The 20,380-nt window shown below is 62.1% G+C and carries 18 protein-coding genes and 1 pseudogene; 11 read left to right on the forward strand and 8 right to left on the reverse strand.

Going from position 1 to position 20,380, the window contains the following annotated elements:
• Positions 1-45: 45 nt before the first annotated feature.
• From CSC76_RS04000 to CSC76_RS04015, 4 genes are read right to left on the reverse strand one after another with little or no spacing between them, the layout of a single operon-like run.
• Complete coding sequence (locus CSC76_RS04000; protein ID WP_162108750.1) at positions 46-3,234, reverse strand: efflux RND transporter permease subunit; 3,189 nt, start codon at positions 3,232-3,234, stop codon at positions 46-48.
• Between the two features lie 11 nt (positions 3,235-3,245).
• Positions 3,246-4,283 (reverse strand): efflux RND transporter periplasmic adaptor subunit, encoded by a 1,038-nt coding sequence (locus CSC76_RS04005; protein ID WP_162108751.1) that lies wholly within the window; start codon positions 4,281-4,283, stop codon positions 3,246-3,248.
• Between the two features lie 10 nt (positions 4,284-4,293).
• Positions 4,294-5,562, reverse strand: coding sequence for a TolC family protein (locus tag CSC76_RS04010; protein WP_162108752.1), 1,269 nt, complete (start codon positions 5,560-5,562; stop codon positions 4,294-4,296).
• Positions 5,563-5,616: 54 nt separating this feature from the next.
• Positions 5,617-6,021, reverse strand: a complete 405-nt coding sequence (locus CSC76_RS04015) for a hypothetical protein (protein WP_056881654.1) — start codon at positions 6,019-6,021, stop codon at positions 5,617-5,619.
• A gap of 152 nt (positions 6,022-6,173) precedes the next feature.
• On the opposite strand from CSC76_RS04015, the gene CSC76_RS04020 reads away from it, so the two are divergent.
• Both CSC76_RS04020 and CSC76_RS04025 read left to right on the forward strand, forming a co-directional pair.
• Complete coding sequence (locus tag CSC76_RS04020) at positions 6,174-6,536, forward strand: hypothetical protein (RefSeq protein ID WP_056881653.1); 363 nt, start codon at positions 6,174-6,176, stop codon at positions 6,534-6,536.
• 137 nt (positions 6,537-6,673) lie between these two features.
• Positions 6,674-9,166, forward strand: coding sequence for a heavy metal translocating P-type ATPase (locus CSC76_RS04025; protein ID WP_162108753.1), 2,493 nt, complete (start codon positions 6,674-6,676; stop codon positions 9,164-9,166).
• A gap of 105 nt (positions 9,167-9,271) precedes the next feature.
• On the opposite strand, the gene CSC76_RS04030 is transcribed toward CSC76_RS04025, so the two are convergent.
• Positions 9,272-9,898 (reverse strand): DsbA family protein, encoded by a 627-nt coding sequence (locus CSC76_RS04030; RefSeq protein ID WP_056881651.1) that lies wholly within the window; start codon positions 9,896-9,898, stop codon positions 9,272-9,274.
• 238 nt (positions 9,899-10,136) lie between these two features.
• Here CSC76_RS04030 and CSC76_RS04035 point away from each other — a divergent pair, with 238 nt between their 5' ends.
• The 6 genes from CSC76_RS04035 (at position 10,137) to CSC76_RS04060 (ending at position 16,308) form a co-directional block, all read left to right on the forward strand.
• Positions 10,137-11,924, forward strand: a complete 1,788-nt coding sequence (locus tag CSC76_RS04035) for a reverse transcriptase family protein (protein WP_162108754.1) — start codon at positions 10,137-10,139, stop codon at positions 11,922-11,924.
• Positions 11,925-12,241: 317 nt separating this feature from the next.
• Entirely contained in the window at positions 12,242-13,057 is an 816-nt protein-coding gene (locus CSC76_RS04040) for a hypothetical protein (protein ID WP_162108755.1), read from the forward strand.
• Positions 13,058-13,386: 329 nt separating this feature from the next.
• Positions 13,387-13,962: a manganese efflux pump MntP gene (locus CSC76_RS04045; RefSeq protein WP_162108756.1), complete on the forward strand. Its 576-nt coding sequence runs from the start codon at positions 13,387-13,389 to the stop codon at positions 13,960-13,962.
• Complete coding sequence (locus tag CSC76_RS04050; protein WP_162108757.1) at positions 13,959-14,537, forward strand: cytochrome b; 579 nt, start codon at positions 13,959-13,961, stop codon at positions 14,535-14,537. The genes CSC76_RS04045 and CSC76_RS04050 overlap by 4 nt, the downstream gene beginning before the upstream one ends.
• Positions 14,538-15,151: 614 nt before the next feature.
• On the forward strand, positions 15,152-15,511 hold the full coding sequence (locus tag CSC76_RS04055; protein WP_162108758.1) for a DUF4145 domain-containing protein: 360 nt from the start codon (positions 15,152-15,154) through the stop codon (positions 15,509-15,511).
• A 218-nt stretch (positions 15,512-15,729) separates the two neighbouring features.
• On the forward strand, positions 15,730-16,308 hold the full coding sequence (locus CSC76_RS04060) for a hypothetical protein (RefSeq protein ID WP_162108759.1): 579 nt from the start codon (positions 15,730-15,732) through the stop codon (positions 16,306-16,308).
• A gap of 58 nt (positions 16,309-16,366) precedes the next feature.
• Here CSC76_RS04060 and CSC76_RS04065 read toward each other — a convergent pair whose 3' ends face one another.
• Genes CSC76_RS04065 through CSC76_RS04070 form a run of 3 tightly spaced genes read right to left on the reverse strand, consistent with a single transcriptional unit; the run spans position 16,367 to position 17,745 of the window.
• Positions 16,367-17,089, reverse strand: a complete 723-nt coding sequence (locus tag CSC76_RS04065) for an SseB family protein (RefSeq protein WP_238394868.1) — start codon at positions 17,087-17,089, stop codon at positions 16,367-16,369.
• Between the two features lie 10 nt (positions 17,090-17,099).
• Positions 17,100-17,486, reverse strand: coding sequence for a BPSL0761 family protein (locus CSC76_RS19320; RefSeq protein WP_338014929.1), 387 nt, complete (start codon positions 17,484-17,486; stop codon positions 17,100-17,102).
• Positions 17,419-17,745 carry a hypothetical protein gene (locus CSC76_RS04070; protein ID WP_162108761.1) on the reverse strand — a complete coding sequence of 109 codons (327 nt, stop codon included), beginning with the start codon at positions 17,743-17,745 and terminating at the stop codon, positions 17,419-17,421. The genes CSC76_RS19320 and CSC76_RS04070 overlap by 68 nt, the downstream gene beginning before the upstream one ends.
• A gap of 84 nt (positions 17,746-17,829) precedes the next feature.
• Here CSC76_RS04070 and CSC76_RS04075 point away from each other — a divergent pair, with 84 nt between their 5' ends.
• From CSC76_RS04075 to CSC76_RS04085, 3 genes and pseudogenes are all read left to right on the forward strand, one after another.
• The gene (locus CSC76_RS04075; RefSeq protein ID WP_056877930.1) at positions 17,830-18,060 is read left to right on the forward strand and encodes a helix-turn-helix domain-containing protein; all 231 of its coding nucleotides are present in this window, start codon (positions 17,830-17,832) and stop codon (positions 18,058-18,060) included.
• Between the two features lie 65 nt (positions 18,061-18,125).
• Positions 18,126-19,316: pseudogene (locus CSC76_RS04080) on the forward strand (ATP-dependent DNA helicase RecG); the annotation flags it as partial.
• Between the two features lie 68 nt (positions 19,317-19,384).
• The gene (locus tag CSC76_RS04085) at positions 19,385-20,323 is read left to right on the forward strand and encodes a nucleoside hydrolase (protein WP_162108762.1); all 939 of its coding nucleotides are present in this window, start codon (positions 19,385-19,387) and stop codon (positions 20,321-20,323) included.
• Positions 20,324-20,380 lie beyond the last annotated feature (57 nt).

Below are 20,380 nucleotides of genomic sequence, written 5' to 3' on the forward strand. Positions count from 1 at the left end.
AGGAACGGGGTATGGCGGCGGTGCGTACACCGCCGCCGTGCCCTGTCACGATTTCATGTGCGCCGGGGTGCGATTGAAGCGGGTGTGCACCCACCGGTAGAACACCGGCAGTACCACCAGCGTCAGCAACGTGGAGGAGATGATTCCGCCAATGACCACGGTGGCCAGCGGACGCTGCACTTCCGAACCCGCACCGACATTGAGCGCCATCGGGACGAAGCCCAACGATGCGACCAATGCCGTCATCAGGACGGGGCGCAGACGTGTGAGCGCACCTTCCCGAATGGCTTCGGCCATGGGTTGTCCGCTCTCGCGCAAGCTTCGGATGAAGCTGATCATCACTAGGCCGTTGAGCACCGCCACACCGGACAGGGCGATAAAGCCCACGCCTGCCGAGATCGACAGCGGAATTCCGCGCAGTGCCAGCGCCAGTACGCCACCGGTCAAGGCCAGCGGGACCCCGCTGAAGACGATGAGCGCGTCCTTGGCCGAACCAAAGGCCATGAACAGCAAGGCGAAGATCAGCACCAGGGTCACCGGCACGACGATGGACAGACGCTTACTGGCCGAGATCAACTGCTCGAAGCTGCCGCCGTACTCGATCCAGTACCCGGTCGGTACCGTGACCTGCTTGTCGATAGTCGACTGCAGTTCCGAGACGAAGCTACCCAGGTCTCGATCGCGAACGTTGGCGGTCACGATGATGCGTCGCTTGCCGTTTTCGCGGTTGATCTGGTTGGCGCCCTCGGAGATCTCTCCGCGCGCCCCTGAACTCAGCGGGACGACCTGCGCCTGCGCGGCGTTGGCCTGCGTACCCACCGACTCATCAGCCTGGTTGGCCGCGATGGCCGCCGTCAGCGAGATGGGCAATGCCGAGAGCGCGGTGGGATCCAGGCGCTGCTGTTCCGGCAGACGCACGACAATGTCGAAGCGTCGATCGCCTTCAAACAGCTGGCCCGCCACCTCACCACCGATGGCCGTGGCCACGTTGCGCTGCACGTCAGCCGGATTCAGGCCATAGCGTGCCAAGGCATCCCGATCGGGCAGCACCGAGAGCATGGGCAGGCCAGCAGCCTGTTCCAGGCGAACGTCAGCTGCACCGGGTACCTTGCGGGCGGCGGCCTCGATCTTCTGGCCCACTTCCAGCAACGTATCCAGGTCATCGCCGTACAGGTTGATCGCCACGTCCGCGCGCACGCCCGAAATCAGCTCGTTGGTACGCATTTGGATCGGCTGGGTGAACTCGTAGTTGTTGCCGGGGATCTTCTTCATCTCCGCCTCAACTTCCGCCACCAGGTCCGCCTTGAGCTTGCGCGGGTTGGGCCACTGATCACGCGGCTTGACCATCACGAAGGTGTCAGCCACCGACGGCGGCATCGGGTCGGAGGCGACCTCAGCCGTACCAATCTTCGACCACACTCGCTCCACTTCTGGGAACTGCAGCAAACGTTCTTCCACGATGCGTTGCATGCCCAAGGACTGGGTCATGCTGGTGCCGGGAATACGCATGGCCTGAAGCGCGAAGTCGCCCTCATCCAAGCTGGGAACAAACTCGCTACCCATGCGAGAGGCGAGCAGCCCACTGCCAACCAGCAGGGCGATCGCACCGATGGCCACCAGCTTGCCGCTACGCAGGCTCAGATCCAGCAAAGGTTCGTAGCGCCCACGGAACCAGCGCATCAGCCAGTTCTCTTTCTCTTCGACCTTGCCACCGAGCAACATCGCCACGGCAGCGGGCACGAAGGTCAGGGACAGGATCATCGCGCCCGTCAGCGCCAGCACCACGGTGATGGCCATCGGGTGGAACATCTTTCCTTCCACACCGGTCAGGGCAAAGATCGGCAGGTAGACGGCGGTGATGATGCCCAGACCGAACAAGCTCGGTCGGATCACTTCGGCCGATGCGCTGGAGGCCACTTCAAAACGCTCTTCCAGCGTCATCTCACGCCCGAGTTCATGCTGACGTTCGCCAAAGCGACGCAGGCAGTTCTCGATGATGATGACCGCGCCGTCGACGATCAGACCGAAGTCCAGTGCGCCCAGGCTCATCAGGTTGGCCGACACGCCACCGCGCTCCATACCGGTCAAGGTGAACAGCATCGACAGTGGAATCACCGCAGCCGTGATCAGAGCAGCTCGGAAGTTGCCTAGCAGCAGGAACAGGATGACGATGACCAGCAACGCGCCTTCGATCAGGTTCTTGGCGACCGTGGTAATCGTGCGATCCACCAGCGAGGTACGGTCGTACACCGGCGTGGCAGTAACGCCCTTGGGCAGACTCTTGGCCGCTTCCTGAAGCTTGGCGGCCGCGGCTTGGGAGACGTCACGGCTGTTGGAGCCCACGAGCATGACCACCGAGCCGAGCACGACCTCGTGGCCGTTCTGGGTTGCCGCCCCAGTACGCAGTTCTTCACCGTCGGCCACATTGGCCAGATCACGAACCCGAATGGGCACCCCGTCACGACGGGTGACGACGATCTTCTGAATGGCAGGAATGTCCGAGACCTGTGCCGGCACACGCACCAGGAACTGCTGGCCGTTACGTTCGATGTAGCCGGCGCCCACGTTCTGGTTGTTGGCCTGCAGGGCCGTCACTACATCTTCAAAGGTCAGGTCCAGCGAGCGCAGCTTGGCAGGATCAGGCGTGACGTGAACCTCACGCTTGAAGCCGCCCATGGTGTTGACTTCGGTCACACCCGGAACGTTGCGTAGTTGCGGACGAATCACCCAGTCTTGCAGCGTACGCAGATCGGTGGCGGTGTAGGGCGTGCCATCGGGTTTGCGGGCTTTGGGATCGGCATCGATGGTGTAGGAGAAGATCTCGCCCATACCGGTGGCAATCGGACCCAGGGTGGGTTCGATACCTTCGGGCATTTGCGCCTTCACTTGCGCCACGCGCTCGGAGACCTGCTGACGCGCAAAGTAAATGTCCGTCCCGTCCTTGAACACGACGGTGACCTGGGACAGCCCGTAGCGGGAGATCGAGCGGAAGTACTCCATCTTCGGCAGACCGGCCATGGCCGTCTCGATGGGGAACGTGACGCGTTGCTCGGCCTCCAGTGGCGAGTAACCGGCCGCTTCGGTGTTGATCTGAACCTGGACGTTGGTGATGTCGGGGGTGACATCGATAGGGATCTGACGGGCACTCCAGATGCCGATGGCGATCAAGGCCACCGTCAACGTCATGACCAGCCAGCGATGATTAATCGCGACTTTTATGATTTTTTCGAGCATGACGGTCTCCTTTAGTGCGCGTGTGTCGCGCCGGACTTTTCGATGTCCGCCTTGACCAGGTAGCTCTGGGTCACCACGATGTCCTCGCCGGCCTTCACGCCTTCCAGCACGGCCACTTGCGTGGAGTCACGATCACCCAGCTTCACCGGCCGCGCCGTGTAGGTATCGCCGTCACGCACAAACACCACGTCCTTGCCGTCCATGCTCTGGATGGCCGACTGCGGAATCACGACGCCCGCATCGCTGGTGGACATCGTGATTTGCGCCTTGACCGCGGTGCCTGGACGCCAGAAGCCATCCTCGTTGGGCAGTGCGGCACGGGCGACCAGGCTCTGGCTCGCCGTTGACGTGCTGGGCAGCACGCGTTCGATGGTCGTCGTAGCGCTGACGTTGTCGTACAGGCGACTGACCGTGACGGCCACGCCCGGACGCAGGTACTGCGCATCGGCCCCGAACACATGCAGGTCGACCCACACCTTGGACAGATCGCCGATCTCAAACAGCGGCTGGCCTTCGGCGGCTACGCCACCGACACTTCCTTGTCGACTGAGGACGACGCCGCTGATCGGTGCGGTGATGGTGTAGGTGGTGAGGCTCAGATTGCTGTGCACCACGGCCAGCGCCTGGCCTTGACGCACGGTATCGCCCACATTGGCGCGCAGGGTACGCACCACGCCGGGGTAGCGCGCAGCGACCTGGGCCACGCCGCCTTCCATCGGCGTCAGCACGCCTTGGACTTCCAGTTCGTTCTTGATGGCACCCTCACTGACTTTGGCCACTTTCACGCCACTCTTGTCAGCTTCTTCCTGCGGGATCGTGGTCTTCTCGGCACCTTCTTCTTCATGACCGCCGGCTTCCTCACCGTGGCCAGCTTCCCCTTCCTCGTGCCCGGCTTCGCCTTCGGCGCCGTGATCGTCACCCTCAGCGCTGGCCTCTTTGGCAGGCGCCGTTTTCTCTTCCGTGGCGTCCTTGGAACCACCGCAAGCGGCCAGCATCAGGACAGCGCCCAGCAGCAACGTCGGAGCTGCAATCTTTGCAACGTTCTTCATGTGGAAATCCTTATGGAGTGGTGGTGCCGCTGGCGACGATCGGCTGCCCGGTCAGGCGCTGGATCTCGATCAGGGCAGCTTGTGCATCGACGGCCACTTGCAGCTGGCGCACGCTGGCTTCCACGCGTTGCGCCTGCAGCTGCGACCACTCCAGATAGCTGATCGCACCGGCTTTCCACGCGTACTCGGCGGCCTTCTCAGCCTTCTCCAAGCGCGGGATCACGTCGGTACGCAGGCGACCGACTTCCAACCGTGCCGTGGAGTAATTGCCGTAGGCGTTGGTGAGCGCGGAGTACAGATCGATACGCAGGGACTCGCGTTCGATCGGCGTCATGGCCAGTTCGGCTTCAGCCGCCCGGATGCCCGGTGCGGCACGGCGTGCCGACCCCAGCGGAATGCTGATGCCGGCCATGAACCCCACATCACTCGTAGATCGGTTGTAGCGTCCACCGGCCTGCCACTGCAGATCAGGCGTAGCTTGCGTACGAGCCAGACGTAGCTGGGCCTCACGCACACGCTCCACGCCCGCCAACTCAGCAAGCTCGGGCGTGTTCTGCAGGTAGTCACTCAGTGCATTGAAGCTCTGCAGTTCCGGCAGCACCAAAGGATTGCCCGCGGCCACGGTGAAGCTGGGCGTGCGCTCATTCCACAGGGCCGCCAGGTTCTGGCGCGTGGCCGCTTCATCGGCAATGGCACGATCCCGATCCAGCTCGGCCGTGGCCAAGGCCGCCTGTGCGGTGAGCACGACGGACTCAGGTGACGCACCTGCGGTCAGGCGGGTACGTGCTGCATCGACAGCGCGCCTACGTTGAACAATGTCCAACTCGGCGATGCTCTTGCGCTTGGTCGCCGCGGTGACCGCCAGATAACGCCGCGCCGTCTCGGCCAGCAGGTCCAGCCTTGCCATCTCACGCTGCGGCGCCAACGTATCAATGTTGGCCAGCGCCAGGGCTTGCCGGGCGTTGAGCTTGCCGCCGCGCTCGATCACCCCAGCCAGGGTGACCGTGAGCTCGGCCTCGCTGAAACCGCGATAGTTGCCGGTGCCGAGCGTGTTTTCGATGGTTGCGCCGAGGGTCATCGGGGGCTTGAGGGCCGCCGATGCCAAGTTGGCATCCAGGACCTGACGACGTCCGTCGAAGATGCGCAGGTCAGGGTGTGTCGTGGCAACGCGCGCAATGGCGTCGTCCAACGAAAGGGTAGAAGAGGGCGCCGTCCCCGTCTGCGCGTACGCAACGGGCACGACCAAAAAGGCAGCGCACGCTGCCAGTCGCAACCACATGAGGTATCTCCGATTAGGCGAAAGAACGATGCACCGGCAAGCCGGCGTGCAGCGTTAGGCCGTAATCGGGGGACGGGTTAGGGACAGCGGCTGCAGGGAATCCAGCGGCTGGATCTCGTGCACAGGCGCGATCGCCTGAGGAGCGAGCGGATCGACCACAAGGGCGGGCGAGGGAATAGCCACCGGGTGGCCGCACGCATGGGCGCCATGGACCAGCGCGTGCAGCAGATCGCCGGCCGAACCCTCGTCCTGATCGCCGGCATCCTGATCAACCACCGCGCTGGTGGCGTCATCGCTGACATCGCAGTGCTCCGGATCGGCATGATCGGCCACGGCCTGGGCCGACTCGTGGATATCGCCCACGGCCGCCAGCACCGGATTGGCCACCACCGCGAACAACAGCAGTGCCAGCGCCGGGAGGCGCAGGAGACGGCTGAGTTGGCGCAGGGCGCGTTTCATAGTGGGGGTATGGTAGTCAGCCCATTGCGCGTTAGACAATCACGTAATTCAGAAAACAGCGCTTCTTGTTAAGGCGTTACGGTGTAACAGCGCTTGGCGGACGCGAGGGTGTTCGGTATCGTCGGGTCATTCGTGCAAGCCGGGGCCACCGAGTGCGCATCCTGACCGCCAACGCCAAAACCTGGCTCGCCTTGGGCGTGTTGTGGCTGGTCGCGGTGGCAGTGCAGGCCCATCCGGTCTTGACCCAGCTCGGGCAGTTGCATGGCCTTGAGCACCAAACCACTCATCTCAGCGCCACTCAGCACGCGCACGACGCCAGCGGCGATGTGCCCGGTGAAGACGCCAAAGGCGCACACAGCCTGTTCCATCATTCGGACGTATGCGCACACGCGGTGATTCTGCCGGACTTCCCGGCACCTGGGCCGCTCATCCCCGGTCAGGCCTATACGCCCATCGCTGCGGTCCTGGCGCTGGCCCAGCGCTCTACGCACCCCTTACGCCCACCCATCGCGTGATCGCGCGGGCGCACGCCGCCTTGGCGTAGCCCCTACTTTGGGATCGCGTGCGCCGGTCGCAACGACCGTGCTGTCGCGTGGCACTCACCTGCGCTGTGGACACTCAGGTTCATCTGCGCAGCACTGACGAGATCGATATGGATACCTCCCCTGGCAAGTTGCGCCTGGACATTCCCGTTGTGCTTCCCCACGTGCGGGATGCCGCCGATGCGTGCATCGAGCGCCTGCAGAGCGAACTGCTCGCGCGGCCCGGCGTTGACCGCGTCCACATTCGACCTGCCGAGGGGGAGGGGCCGGGCCAACTGTGCGTGCACTTCGATCCGCAGGTGATGTCGCTGGCTCGCATTCGCGAGCTGGCCCAGGCCGCGGGTGCACGCGTCCCGGAAAGCTTCGGTCACGTGACCTGGACGGTCACCGGCATCGGGCATGAGCGACGCGCCCGCAACGTGGCCGAACAGATGAGCTCGGTGTTTGGCGTACTGGAAGCTCGCGCTAGCTCGGCCGGTACGGTGTACCTGGAGTTCGAGCGCGAAAAGATCGACGAGGGCGGACTGGAAGCCTCCTTGAAGCGCATGGGCGTTGCACGCGTGGCGACGGGCAAGCCGTCCCAGCATGAGGATCACGCCGGTCATACGCATGACGGCAAAGAGGGCGAGCACGGGGGGGAGAAGCACGACCACGACCACGCCGGCGGCTTGCTCGGCCCCAACGCCGAGCTGATCTTCGCCCTGACGTGCGGTGCATTGCTGCTGGCGGGCTTTCTGATCGAGAAGTTCGCCGCCTCATTGCCGGGGTGGTTGTCCACGGCCTGCTACATCGGTGCGTACGTCTTTGGCGGTGCCTACACGCTGCTCGAGGCCTACGACAACCTCAAGCTCAAGCGCTTTGAAATCGACACCTTGATGCTGGTCGCCGCCGCCGGCGCCGCCGCGCTAGGCTCCTGGGCCGAAGGTGCGTTGCTGCTGTTCCTTTTCAGCTTGGGTCATGCGTTGGAGCACTACGCGATGGGACGCGCCAAGCGCGCCATCGAGGCGCTAGCCGAACTCGCACCCGACACGGCGATCGTCATCCGCGGCGAGACCACCACCGAGATTCCGGTCGGCGACCTGCAACTTGGTGATCGGGTACTGGTGCGTCCCAATGAGCGTCTGCCGGCCGATGGGTTCCTGCTGAAGGGCAACTCCAGCATCAACCAGGCACCGGTGACCGGCGAGTCCATCCCGGTGGACAAGCGGCCGGTGGAGGATGCCGCGCTGGCACGAAGCCGGCCCGACAGCGTCGATGCGGCCAGTCGGGTCTTCGCAGGCACCATCAATGGGGCCGGCGCGATCGAAGTGGAAGTGACCAAGCGCGCCGAGGATTCCGCGCTGGCGCGGGTGGTGAAGATGGTGAGCGAGGCCGAGACACGCAAGTCGGCCACCCAGCGCTTCACCGATCGCTTCGAGCGGATCTTCGTACCTGCGGTACTGGTGCTGGCGTTCCTACTGCTGTTTGCCTGGGTGGTGGTGGATGAGCCGTTCCGCGACAGCTTCTATCGCGCCATGGCCGTGCTGGTGGCCGCCAGTCCGTGCGCGTTGGCCATCGCCACCCCGAGCGCGGTCCTGTCCGGTATCGCCCGCGCGGCGCGTGGGGGCGTGCTGATCAAGGGCGGCGCGCCGCTAGAGGATCTGGGTTCGTTGAAGGCGATGGCCTTCGACAAGACCGGCACCCTGACCGAAGGGCGCCCGCGCATCATCGATGTGGTGCCGGTGGACGGCGCCTCGGAGACCGAGCTGCTGCAGGTAGCCGTTGCGGTGGAGTCGCTGAGTGATCATCCGCTGGCGGCCGCGATCGCGCGTGATGGTCGCAGCCGGTTGGATGCGGGCAAGTTGCCGACAGCCTCGGATCTGGAAAACCTGATCGGCCGCGGCGTCAAAGCCCGTCTGGGCGATCAGCCGGTATGGATCGGCAAGGCCGAGATGTTCGGCGCGGATGGAGTTCCCGCCCTGGGCGCCGCCGCGGCGGCGGCCATCGCCGCGTTACGCGAGCAGGGCAGGACGACCATGGTCGTGCGGTTGGGGGATCGGGAGCTCGGCGCGATCGGCTTGATGGACACGCCGCGCGAGGCGGCCAAGCAGGCGCTGGTGCGCCTGAAGGCCATGGGCATCGAGCGCATGATCATGATCTCTGGCGATCACCAGAAGGTGGCCCAGGCCGTGGCCAAGGAGGTCGGTCTGGATGAGGCGTGGGGCGACCTGATGCCCGAAGACAAGGTCGAGGCGATCCGCAAGCTGCGCGATCAGGACAAGGTCGCCATGGTCGGCGACGGCGTCAACGATGCGCCCGCGATGGCCAACGCCACCGTCGGCATCGCCATGGGCGCGGCCGGCTCGGACGTTGCCCTGGAAACGGCCGATGTGGCGTTGATGGCCGATGACCTGAAGCACCTGCCATTCGCCGTGGGCTTGAGTCGTCACACGCGCGGCATCATCCGGCAGAACGTCTTCGTCAGCCTCGGCATCGTCGCCTTCCTCGTGCCGGCCACGATCTTCGGTCTCGGTATCGGTCCGGCGGTGGCCGTGCACGAAGGCTCCACATTGTTGGTGGTCTTCAACGCGCTGCGTCTGCTGGCCTACAGGGACAGGTCATAACGCCACAGCCTCAAGCTGATGACATCACGGTCGCGGCGGCACCACGTCGTGATCCTTCTCTACGTCGTCACGGCCTGCCGAATACCTCGGCAGGCCGCGCCAAGATCAGGGCTTCTTACGGGTGCGCTGGAGTTCGGTTGCCACGAGCGCGCTCAATTGCTGAGGACCCAGTTCGGACAGCAGCTTGCCGTTGACGAAGAATGTCGGCGTGCCGCGAATGTCGGCCGCTTCCACGGCGGCCACTTCGCGTTTGATCAGGGTCTCGACGGCTCCGGTCGCCAGATAGCGCTGTGCGCGTGCGCGGTCCAGGCCCGCGGCGAGAGCGAACTCCCACACCTTCTTCGGATCCGACGCGCCATGGCTGGCCCACACAGGCTGGTTTCGCATCAAGGTCTCCAGCACCGGCTCAAACTTCTTCTGTTCCCGGGCTGCTTCCAGCACACCAATCGCCTCCTTGGATACCTGCCCATGGAAGGGTACGTAGCGGATCACCAGGCGCACGTCCTTGGGATGGGCGGCCAGCAGTTGCTTCACGTGGGGATACATCGCGCGGCAGGACTCGCAGGCCGGGTCGAAGAACTCCACGATCGTGACCGGCGCCGTTACCGGTCCCAGAGCCGGTGCGCCGGCAGGCGCCAAGGCGGCAGCGCGGGTAGGGGTTTGAGCCATCACCGGGCCTACCGCAACGAGCAGACTGAATCCAAGCGCGATCAGGACGGATTTGAACGACATCAGCTGGCATCTCCAGGGCAAGGAAGTCGCATTGTCGCAGATGCATCAACGCCGCCGCGCAGGCCCTGAGTGCCGTTGCGATCCTCTTCCGGCAAAGCCGAATGCATGCAGCTAGCGGGAGCCCCGCCGGCTGATATTATCGAGTCAGGGGTGGGCGTCCCTGCCTGTGGTTCAGGGCGCGAGTCGCGTCCGCCATCGCGGTATCACTTGCTTCTCCAGCACGGCGCCCACCCCTGCTATGAGCCTTGATGACTACATCCCGCAGTTGGCTCGACCGGCCAACGTTGAGCAACTGGCCAAAGCGCTGGGCGTTGCGACGCAGATCTTCACGTTCATCGCAGACAACAGCGAGCCTGAGCGCATCTATCGCCGGCATCTGATCCCCAAGCGGGCCGTCCGTGCATTGCCCTCGGTGCCTGTTGAGGACGCTCGGGGGATCGTCACGCTCTCGCTCGATAGCTTTGATCTGAGCAAGTACCGCGTCGTGTGGGAAGCGCACAGCCCGGTCATCAAGCATGCCCACAAGTCTGCCGCACGGGTACTGGAGCGTTACCTCTCCCGGCCCGGCTCCCTGTTTCCCCATGAGGCCGCCTTTGGCTACGTCAAAGGCCGATCCACACGACACAACGCAAGACGCCACGTGGGTGCCAAGCGGCTACTTAGCGCAGATATTCAGGACTTCTTTCCCTCCATCACGTTGGCGCGCGTCGAGCTCGCCCTGGAAGCGGCAGGCTTGCAGCCGGCAGTGACCAACGCTTTGGGGCGCTTCCTGACCATCGAAGGCACGCTTCCTTTGGGACTTAACGCCAGCCCGATGATCGCCAACCTGGTGGCAACACCCCTGGACCACGATTTGAATGCGTTGGCCAAGGAGTGGGGGCTCACCTACACACGCTATGCCGATGACATTACGTTGTCCGGCGATGGCGAACTGCCCACACGAGAGATCATCGAAACGGTACTCAAGCGTCACTTCTTCCGACTGAACAAGAGCAAGTTCCGCACCTCAAAGCTCGGCCAGAAGCACTACGTCACCGGCCTGAGCGTGGCCGACAAGGCCGCGCCCCACGCCCCGCGCGCGATGAAGCACAAGCTCAGGCAGGAGCTCTACTACATCGAGAAGTTCGGCTTCCTGGAGCATCTATCGCGGGGCGGCGAGGGGGGCACCGAACAGCACAACGTCAATCGTCTGGATGGCACGGTCAACTATGTATCCAGCATCGAACCGCGTCTGGCGCATCGACTGCGCGCTGCCTGGCAGAAGGTATGCGACGAGAATGACATCGCCAAATCATTTGAGCCTAGGCCCGTCATCCAGCTGCGACCTGCTTCGTGGTTCGTTGACGAGGCCGAGATCGTCCATCCGGATGGCACACGGCTTCTCGCGCTCTGCCTTGCCGACGTTCTGGAGCCTGGCCGGTTGGATACAGAACTACGGACGCTGTTCGCCGAAGAGGCCGGAGATGCGTTCGGGACAGCCGATCCGCTGTCTATCATCCAGAAGGGGTTGCATTGGAGTGATGCGACATGGTCCCAGCGTGAGGCCGTGGTCAAGCTTATCGCCGCCTCACCTGTCAGGGTCATGGTCGCCCTGGCGCCGCTGACTAGCCCGAGCGAGTACGCCAAGACCTACACCGACCTGCTTTGCGAGATTCTCGAGACGGCCCTGAAGATTGCTGATGACGCAGAGATCGCGATACATGTTGAGGAGAACCGTTCAAAGGTTTCGAGGGCGGACGTACAGGAGGCGGTGACCCGCGCCTACACCGAGCTGGAAGCCAAGAACCAGCGTCGACCGTTACAGGCACCAGAGGTCAACATCGTGTCCAAGGGAGCGACGCCCTGCTGCTGTGTACCCGATACCGTATTGGGCGCACTGCATCGCTATGCGGTTTCTCGCAAAGACGGAAAGGAGGGCTCACTAGCGGTCACCCTTTTCGAAAGACTGCGTAACCATTACTCAGTCATCTTCGACCGACATGCCAACAAGATCTATCACCATCGGTCGCCCTTCAAGCGTTGGTGAGAACGGCGTTTGAAGTATTCCATTTTTGCCCATTGACCGAGCCAAGAAGCAAGCCGTCGGCCGGGTTGCCATGGCCATTCCCGATGGTGCCGACTGGTCCATCTGTGGGGCCTAGTTGGCCTGGTAACGCTTACTGCAGTCGCCGCGTCCAGCCCGGAGGGGGACCCCAACTGCATTCTTGCTCGTTCGCGAAACTAGGGATTGCGCGGCTTGTTAGTCGCATCGCACAGCCCTAAGATCAATTTGTGTCGAGGGGCGCCCAACATATGTGTTTGGGTAAGCCGGGAGCGGGTAGTTTGGCCAGACTGGAGAGTGCATTGATATTTGAGCAAGCATTCATGGCTATGCCGGAGTTTCTAACGGGAACTCCATTTTCTGAATACCAGTTCGAGGCGACTATAGCCAATGCTTTTTCTCTTGCAATTCTTCAAGAACTGAACTCCCGCAATGTGCAGAACCCCATATCTCTGCTGCGAAGCGAGGTTCTTTATCACGGCACATCAAAGCACGCAGATGTTCACATCAATCTTTCATCGTTGAACATTTTCAATGAGAACTTTGCGTCGTATGGCTTCTACCAAGACAATTGGCTAGAGGCGAAGTTTTTCAGGCTATCAAATAGCGGTCAGCCGAACATACCGCCGCTTCACTCAACTTACTTGCTCTTAAAGGATGTTCTCAGGCTATGTATGTTGGTGCAGGATGCACCGCCTGGCGCAGACTCATCTTCCGGTAGATACCTTCTTCATGCCTATCAAGACAGCCCCAGCCAATACCTCGTCTACAAGCGGAACTCTGGCGGCTCTAGAACGGAGAGAGCTTGGCTGTCGCCCTTGATAACGCCAGGCGAACAACGCCTCGTCATTTCGGATCTTGGCAAAGAGCGAACCAAATCATTTGAGTCAAATGTTGGGAAGAAGGCTGCGCTCTACGAAGTTGACGCGCAGATTACGAACTTTGTTCATAAACCGCGAACAAGTAGCCCTAATGTCTACTACATCGTTCTGACAAGAATTAACGACTTTAAAATCTCAAAGGGGAATCTTTCATATGGAAGAAACAATGGAAGAACTTTTGGGAACTTGAGGTTCTTTCAGAATCTGGCTCTATCAGCGGATCGGCGTCTAGCCTGAGTATTCAGGCCGGGGCTCCGGTCAGCTCAGTCCTGTAATTTGCCTTCCGAGCGTCGTTGGTCGCCCCCAGCGCTCGGCCCCGGGCTTGCGGCAGCGCAGCAGGCTCGATATCCTGCGCCCCGATCTTCCTCCATGAGGAACGATCATTCCCTTGGGGAGTAGCCAGCTACCACGGACCGTGGGAGCCCGCACGTCAACATGATTGGCTTCACTAGGCCATGGCGCGCGGACCGATTGGGTGGCGAGACCAACGGATATCGACGTGACCCCGGTCGGGCGCGGCGATGTTCGTTCGTCCGCAAAGTCCCGACCGCAGGTGCTCGTCCCCCATGAATCCCGTTTCCATCCTTCTGCTCGGTCTGGCCATGTCCACCGATGCATTCGCTGCTGCGTTGGCCAAAGGCGCCGGCATGGTCAAGCCGACCTGGCCGCAAGCGCTGCGCATCGGCCTCATCTTCGGCGTCGTCGAAGCCATCACGCCGATGATCGGCTGGCTGCTGGGCTCGGCGGCGGCGAAATTCATCGAGCAATGGGATCACTGGGTCGCCTTCGCGTTGCTGTTCGCGCTGGGCCTGCACATGCTCTACAAGGCCTTCTTCGCCAAGGACGAGAAAGAAGACGCGGCGCCCTCCGGCTCGATGTGGAGCATCGCGCTTACTGGCCTGGCGACCAGCATCGATGCGATGGCGGTCGGCGTGGGCCTGGCCTTCGTGCAGGTGAACATCCTGGTAGTCAGCACGGTCATTGGCTTGTGTACGTTTGCGCTCGTCACCATCGGGATCATGGCCGGTCGCGTTCTCAGCACGCTGATCGGCAAGTGGGCCGAAGCGCTGGGCGGCCTGGTACTGATCGCGGTGGGCGCCACCATCCTCTACGAGCACTTGTCCGCCGGAGTCGCGCCATGAGTACCGAATCCACACGCGACGCCATCGTTATCACCGCTGCACCGACATACTACTCGCGCCTCGCCCGTCGGCTGCACTGGACGACGTTCGCGCTGGTGGTCATCGCCTACGCCAGCATCAATGCAAGGAAGCTGTTCGAACGCGGCTCGGACGAGCGCATCCTGGCCGTCGAGTCCCACTTCCTGGTCGGCATGGTCATCCTGATGCTCACGCTTCCCCGGTTGGTCCATCGCATGAAGGCGCCGTTGCCGCCGATCGTGCCGCCGCCGTCCGCGTGGTCTGCGCTGCTGTCGAAGACGACCCACGTGCTGCTGTACGCGTTCCTGATCGTGCAACCGTTGACCGGCATCGTGGCGCGGCTCGCAGAAGGGAAGGGCATCGGACTGCCTTTCACCGAGCGTGTCATCCCGTCGTTCTTCGGACCGCACGAAGCCTTGGCCGCCTTCCTCGAATCGGCCCACGTCTGGATCGGCGAGGCCTTCTACTGGGTCATCGGGCTGCACATCCTGGCGGCGCTGTTCCATCTGCTTGCAGGCAGGGACAACGTCATGCAGCGGATGACAGGCAGGAGCTGAGCGCAGCCTTCACTCACCGCAACAGTATTCCGGTCTCGTCAATGTTCGCTTCCAATCCAGAGTGGACATCATCCATCTCCGTAGCTGTTGACCTCTTCGGTTGCAGCTAGGCTTGTTAGTACGACCAGACTGGCCCTAAGATCGCGCAGCACGAAGTGACTAATCCAACGTTCGGTAGGCTGTGAGTTGCTGACGTAAACCGACCCAGAGCTCAACTGTTGGGCATGTAGACCTCTATGCCAGTTAACCAGAGAAACTTGCGGGACTCCTTTACGAAACAGAGGTCACCTGCGTGGCCCTGCCCAACATGCAAAGCAGGTCACTTAAGGATTGACAAAGACTCCATATCAGCCAAGGCAACGGCCGAGTCAGTTGCCGCACAAGATCATCCTGCGTGGGATCCGGACTGGACAACCTTAAGGTTTGTCGCGCTCGCAGTTTGCGATAACACCGACTGCCTTGAGGTAGCAACGATAAAGGGTAGGGGTGGATTGCAGCCGATAGGGCAGAGTTACGACTATCAGGAGTTCTATACTCCTGAGTACTTCGATCCATCACCTGCGCTTATCATCGTTCCGGAGCAATGCAAATCTGAAGTAAGATCAGAGCTAAAGATGGCATTTGCGCATGCGTGGGGAGATCCTACTTCCTCTTCTGCACACATTCGTACAGCAACCGAAAGACTCTTGGATCAACTCAGAATCCAAAAGTCTGTTACGGCCAAGGGCAAGCGACAGCGCCTGACGCTGCATCGAAGAATTGAGCTTCTCTCGGTTAAGAATCCCGAAGCTAGCGAGCTTCTATTGGCTGTCAAATGGATAGGTAATGCGGGAGTCCATTCGGGCGCTTTGACACAGCAAGAAGTGATTGATGCACTGGATTTGCTGGAGGGTGCGCTAAGTTCCTTGTTCGATCCTCACGCTAATCGTGTGAAAGTGTTGGCGAAGCGGATCAACAAGCGAAGGGGTCCATGAAGAGTTCTATAGAACAATTCATCGCCGGTCGCGCAAGTGGAATGCTGGGTTTGGGGTAGGGTACTTTGCCGGGCTCATGCGCAGTCAATGGCGCGATCGGCTGGGCGAGGCGTTCGGATATTGACTGTTTCTAATGGAATTTGAAGGATGCGTTGCTGTGCGGACCTCGTGCCGCCACCTGCGGTCTTTTTTTGCTCCATGTCCTGGGTGCTGATTGCATGAACTACCAGAACCGACTCAAAGGTGCTGTAACGCAATCTCTTGTGCGATCGTTGTTTGCACAGGCGGGACTTACAGTCGTGCCCCTTGGCATTGAGGAGACCGTTAGGGAGGTGGCGGATCTTCCCATGGATCAGTACGTTGGTTTGGGCCTACCTATAGCACTACGCAAATTGCCAGACTTCTTTGCGGCCAATAGGGAGCGGACAACTCATTGGCTGGTCGAGGTTAAGTACCGCCGCCAGTGGAGCGATGCGGTACGTGATGAGCTTGGGCAGACTTTGGCCCAGCAAGTTTCTACGTGGGACCCTCTTGTGGTCTTCATCTTCGTGGGGGAAACACCCTCACAGTTCGATCAGCCAAGCTCATGGGTTAGAGCGGCGCAGGTGAAGATGGATGGTGACGTGTTGAAGTTTAGGCCTCACGGCGGAGGCGACTACCTCCCTTGGGGGCAGGCGACATTCTTCAGCCTTCAACGCGTGCAAGACGTTTTTCCTCAGCTTAACGATGCGCAGCTTTGGGAGTCTTCCGCACTCAGGCTAACGCTTGAAATGTCGCGTGGACTAACTCGGCTATAGATAGGCGCGACGAGTTTGTACGTTGGAGCTCGTAGGACTTCGCCATGTCCATAATTGCTTATCTATTTGGCGACAGCATGCAGATCGCGCCTACCTGGTTGATAAACTCAGGCTTCGGACCAGCTGCATCGTAGACCGCCACATCAATGATCTGGTCGATTCTAGGATTCATGTTATGGATCGCCGAGATGACAGCTCGGGCGCCGCGCTCCATATGCTTAAGCTCTACGCCTAGGTATAGAAGTAGCGTCATGGGTGCGGAGCTTCCATCGATCGGCCGCTTCTCTAAAACAAACATGGTTTTGATGAACGGGCTTTGGGCGACACCCATACGGAGCGTCTCCACGAGCGCGCTAGGTAAATTCTCTGCTGGACGAACAGCAAAGCCATTTTCTGATTCCACCTTCTCGAAGGTGTCAAGAGTTCCCGTTCTCAACAGTACGCGGACTTCCTCCGGATATAGCACTGCGCCACCATCGTTTGGGTTGACCATGAGAGTTGCGCCGAGGGTTGCCTTGAGAAGTTCTGCGCAAGGCAGGTGAATTGTTCTTACGGCACGGGAGGCGGCCCGTTCGGATCGATGCGCCGATGTAAAGAAGGGAATGGCGTCGAATCCGTCTGGATGGCGGAACTGGATTAGTCGAACATTCTTGGAGTCATCCGAGACGGGAGCATGTACGTAGACCATGGCGTTCAGTAGGCAAGTGAAGAACTGAGCCTCATTGACGAAGCTCTTGAGCCCGAGCTCGAAACAGCGCTCCAACTGTTGTTCGCTGACCATTGCCACGTCTCTAGCCTCCAATGTGCGGGCCTGACATGTATCCCCGCACCCATTCAGGGTCAAAGTCGGCTACGAGGTAGTTCTGCAAGAGGTGAGACTTCGCTACTTCTAGGAGACGCGCCTCGTTTTCGGCGATCGCGGCAACGTCCGACACTGAAGGAAAGTGACGGAGCAATCTATATGCTTCTGTTCGAATCTCTCTGGGTACATGTTGGTTGGCGGAAAGATCCCGAAGGAATGCACCGGCTTGGATGAGGTTTCTTGTGCGTTCCACTGGCATAGTCATAGCTGAGCGCTCCGCTCTCCTATTCGCAGCACCTAGCGTTGAGTCAGTCGCGAAGCCGCTGCGAGTTGAACTCGATGAATCTATGCATCTCTCCACGCATCGTGGCGGCATCAGTGGGTAGTGAAATTCCCAACTGGCGGCATAGTGTTCGAGCGAAAGCTTGCTGGGCTTTGGTAGGTGGCTTGAACTTCCAATCGATCACTTCCGGAAGTCCTCGACTTATCTCCTCCGCAAGGCGCTTGCAGAAGTTCTCGTGTTCCCAGCCGTCTTTCACTGCCGACAAGTAGCGGGACACCGCGTCGAGAGAGTCGGGTGCTATGGAGAGCTCTAGAGTGAGGTCCAGATCCGGCGCGACAAGGAACAGGTTCATTTGGTTCACCTGGATATCGTTGCTCCCAGAATGCTACCGTAAATACTGTAGACCGAAAATGCTACGAGTCGGACCCTTCGCGCCATGGCAGGCGCGGGAATTCAGGTCAGGCTGGGCAGGGCAGTGAAGGCTGCAAGGATGCGTTTGGGCTATTCTCAGGAAGCCTTGGCCGATGAATTGGGTATGCATCGCACCCAACTGGGCCATATCGAGCAAGGGCTCAAGGATTGCCGGCTTTCAACGATCGTCAGGATCTCAACGGCGCTCGGGCTCCCACTGAGCCAGTTGTTCGAGCAAATCGAGGCTAGTGAATAGTGGGCTACCTGCCCTGTCGGGACCGGCGCCGCTAGTCTGAACGATTTCCTTGATATGGGCTTGCTAACATAAGCAGCGGCAAGACCGTGGTCGCGGCGCTGGCCGGCATGCTGGCCGTGGAAGCCGGCAAGCAGGTCGCCCTGGCCGCGCCCACCGAGTTGCTGGCCGAACAGCACCTGGCCAATCTCAAGGCCTGGCTGGAACCGCTGGGCGTTCGCGTCGCCTGGCTGGCCGGCAAGGTGACGGGCAAGGCGCGCACGCAGGTGCTGGCCCAGGTGGCCTCGGGCGAGGCGCAGGTGGTGGTGGGCACGCATGCGCTGATGCAGGAGACGGTGGTCTTCCATGATCTGGGCCTGGCCATCGTCGACGAGCAGCACCGCTTCGGGGTGCACCAGCGGCTGGCGCTGCGCGACAAGGGCGCGGGCGTGGACCGCGTGCCGCACCAGCTGGTCATGACCGCCACGCCGATCCCGCGCACGCTGGCGATGGCGGCCTATGCCGACCTGGACGTGTCGGCCATCGACGAACTGCCGCCGGGCCGTACGCCGGTGCAGACCGTGGCCCTGAGCGCGGAGCGCCGGCCAGAGCTGGTGGAGCGCATCCGCGCCGCCTGCGCCGAAGGGCGGCAGGCCTACTGGGTCTGCACGCTGATCGACGACAGCGACGAGGTCGTGGCGCAGGCCGCGCAGACCACCTACGAAGCCTTGTCCGCTTCGCTGCCGGAGCTGCGCGTGGCCCTCGTCCACGGACGCATGAAAGCCGCCGACAAGCAGGCCACGATGCGCCGCTTCAAGGAAGGCGAGGCCGACCTGCTGGTGGCCACCACCGTCATCGAAGTCGGCGTCGACGTGCCCAACGCCTCGCTGATGATCATCGAGAACGCGGAGCGGCTGGGGCTGGCGCAGCTGCATCAGTTGCGCGGACGGGTGGGGCGCGGTGCCACCGCATCCAGTTGCGTGCTGATGTACCAGCCGCCGCTGTCGGCGATGGCCAGGCACCGCCTGGCGACGATGCGCGAAACCAACGATGGCTTCGTGATCGCCGAGAAGGACCTGGAGCTGCGCGGACCGGGCGAACTGCTGGGTACGCGGCAGACGGGCCTTGCGGCATTCCGCGTCGCCGATCTCGCCCGCGATGCGGGCCTGCTGCCGCAGGTGCACGCGCTCGCCGAGCGGCTGCTGGCCGAGGATCCGTCGATCGCCGATCGGGTGATCCATCGCTGGGTCGGCGGCGCGGCGCGCTACGCATCGGCATGATGCGGCGCGACTTCCGCTGGTCATTCATCGGTGCGAGACTCGACCCCCGATAGAAAAAGCGAAACCTGATGACCGACAAGATTCCCCTGCTGATCGACACCGACCCCGGCGTCGACGACGCCCTCGCGCTGTTGATGGCCTTCAACGATGCGCGCCACGAGATCGTCGGCCTGACCATCGCGGCCGGCAACGTGGGCCTGCAGTACACCGTGCGCAATGCGCTGAAGCTGTGCGAAGTGGCGGGGCGTGAAGACATTCCCGTGTTCGCCCGGGCGCCGGCGCCGCTGCTGCATCCGTCGCCGGGCGCCGGCTACGTGCCTGGACAGGATGGATTCGGCGACGTCGGCTTCGCGCCGGCCCTGCGCCAGGCCGAGGAAGAACACGCAGCCCTCGCCATCCTGCGCCTGTCCCACCAACACGCGGGCAAGCTGGTGCTGGTCGCGCTGGGTCCGCTGACCAACATCGCGCTGGCGCTCAAGCTGGACCCCACGCTGCCGCAGCGCGTCGCCCGCTTCGTGGTGATGGGGGGTGCCGTCACCTGTCACGGCAACATCACCCCGGCCGCCGAGTTCAACTTCTACTTCGACCCCGAAGCGGCCCACATCACGCTGCAGGCGTTCGGACGCTACGATCTGGCCGACTGGGAAGCCACCATCGCCCACGGCCTGCCGCACCACGAGGTCGACGCATGGTTGGCCGCCGACAGCGAGCGGGCCCGGTTCTACGCCCGCATCTCCGAGAAGACCCGGCTGTGGTCGGCCGACCGCCGGGGCGACCACTGGTTCGCGGCCGACGCGCTGGCGATGGCCTTCGTGCTCACCCCGGAGGGTGCGCTGGAGCTGGCCGAGCGGCCACTGGCGATCGAACTGCAGGGCACACACGCCCGCGGCGCATCGGTGGTGGACTGGCGCCGCGAGGGCGGCGGGCCGGACCAGGCCAACATCCTGTTGCGCTACGACCAGGCCCGGTTTCAGGACCTGATCCGCGCCGCGCTGGCGGCCGGCTGACGGCCGGGTTGCGTCGGCAGGGAAGGGCGGGCTACAATGCCGCTCTTCCATTCCCGC

The organism is Pseudoxanthomonas mexicana (assembly GCF_010093385.1).
Lineage (GTDB): Bacteria > Pseudomonadota > Gammaproteobacteria > Xanthomonadales > Xanthomonadaceae > Pseudoxanthomonas_A > Pseudoxanthomonas_A mexicana.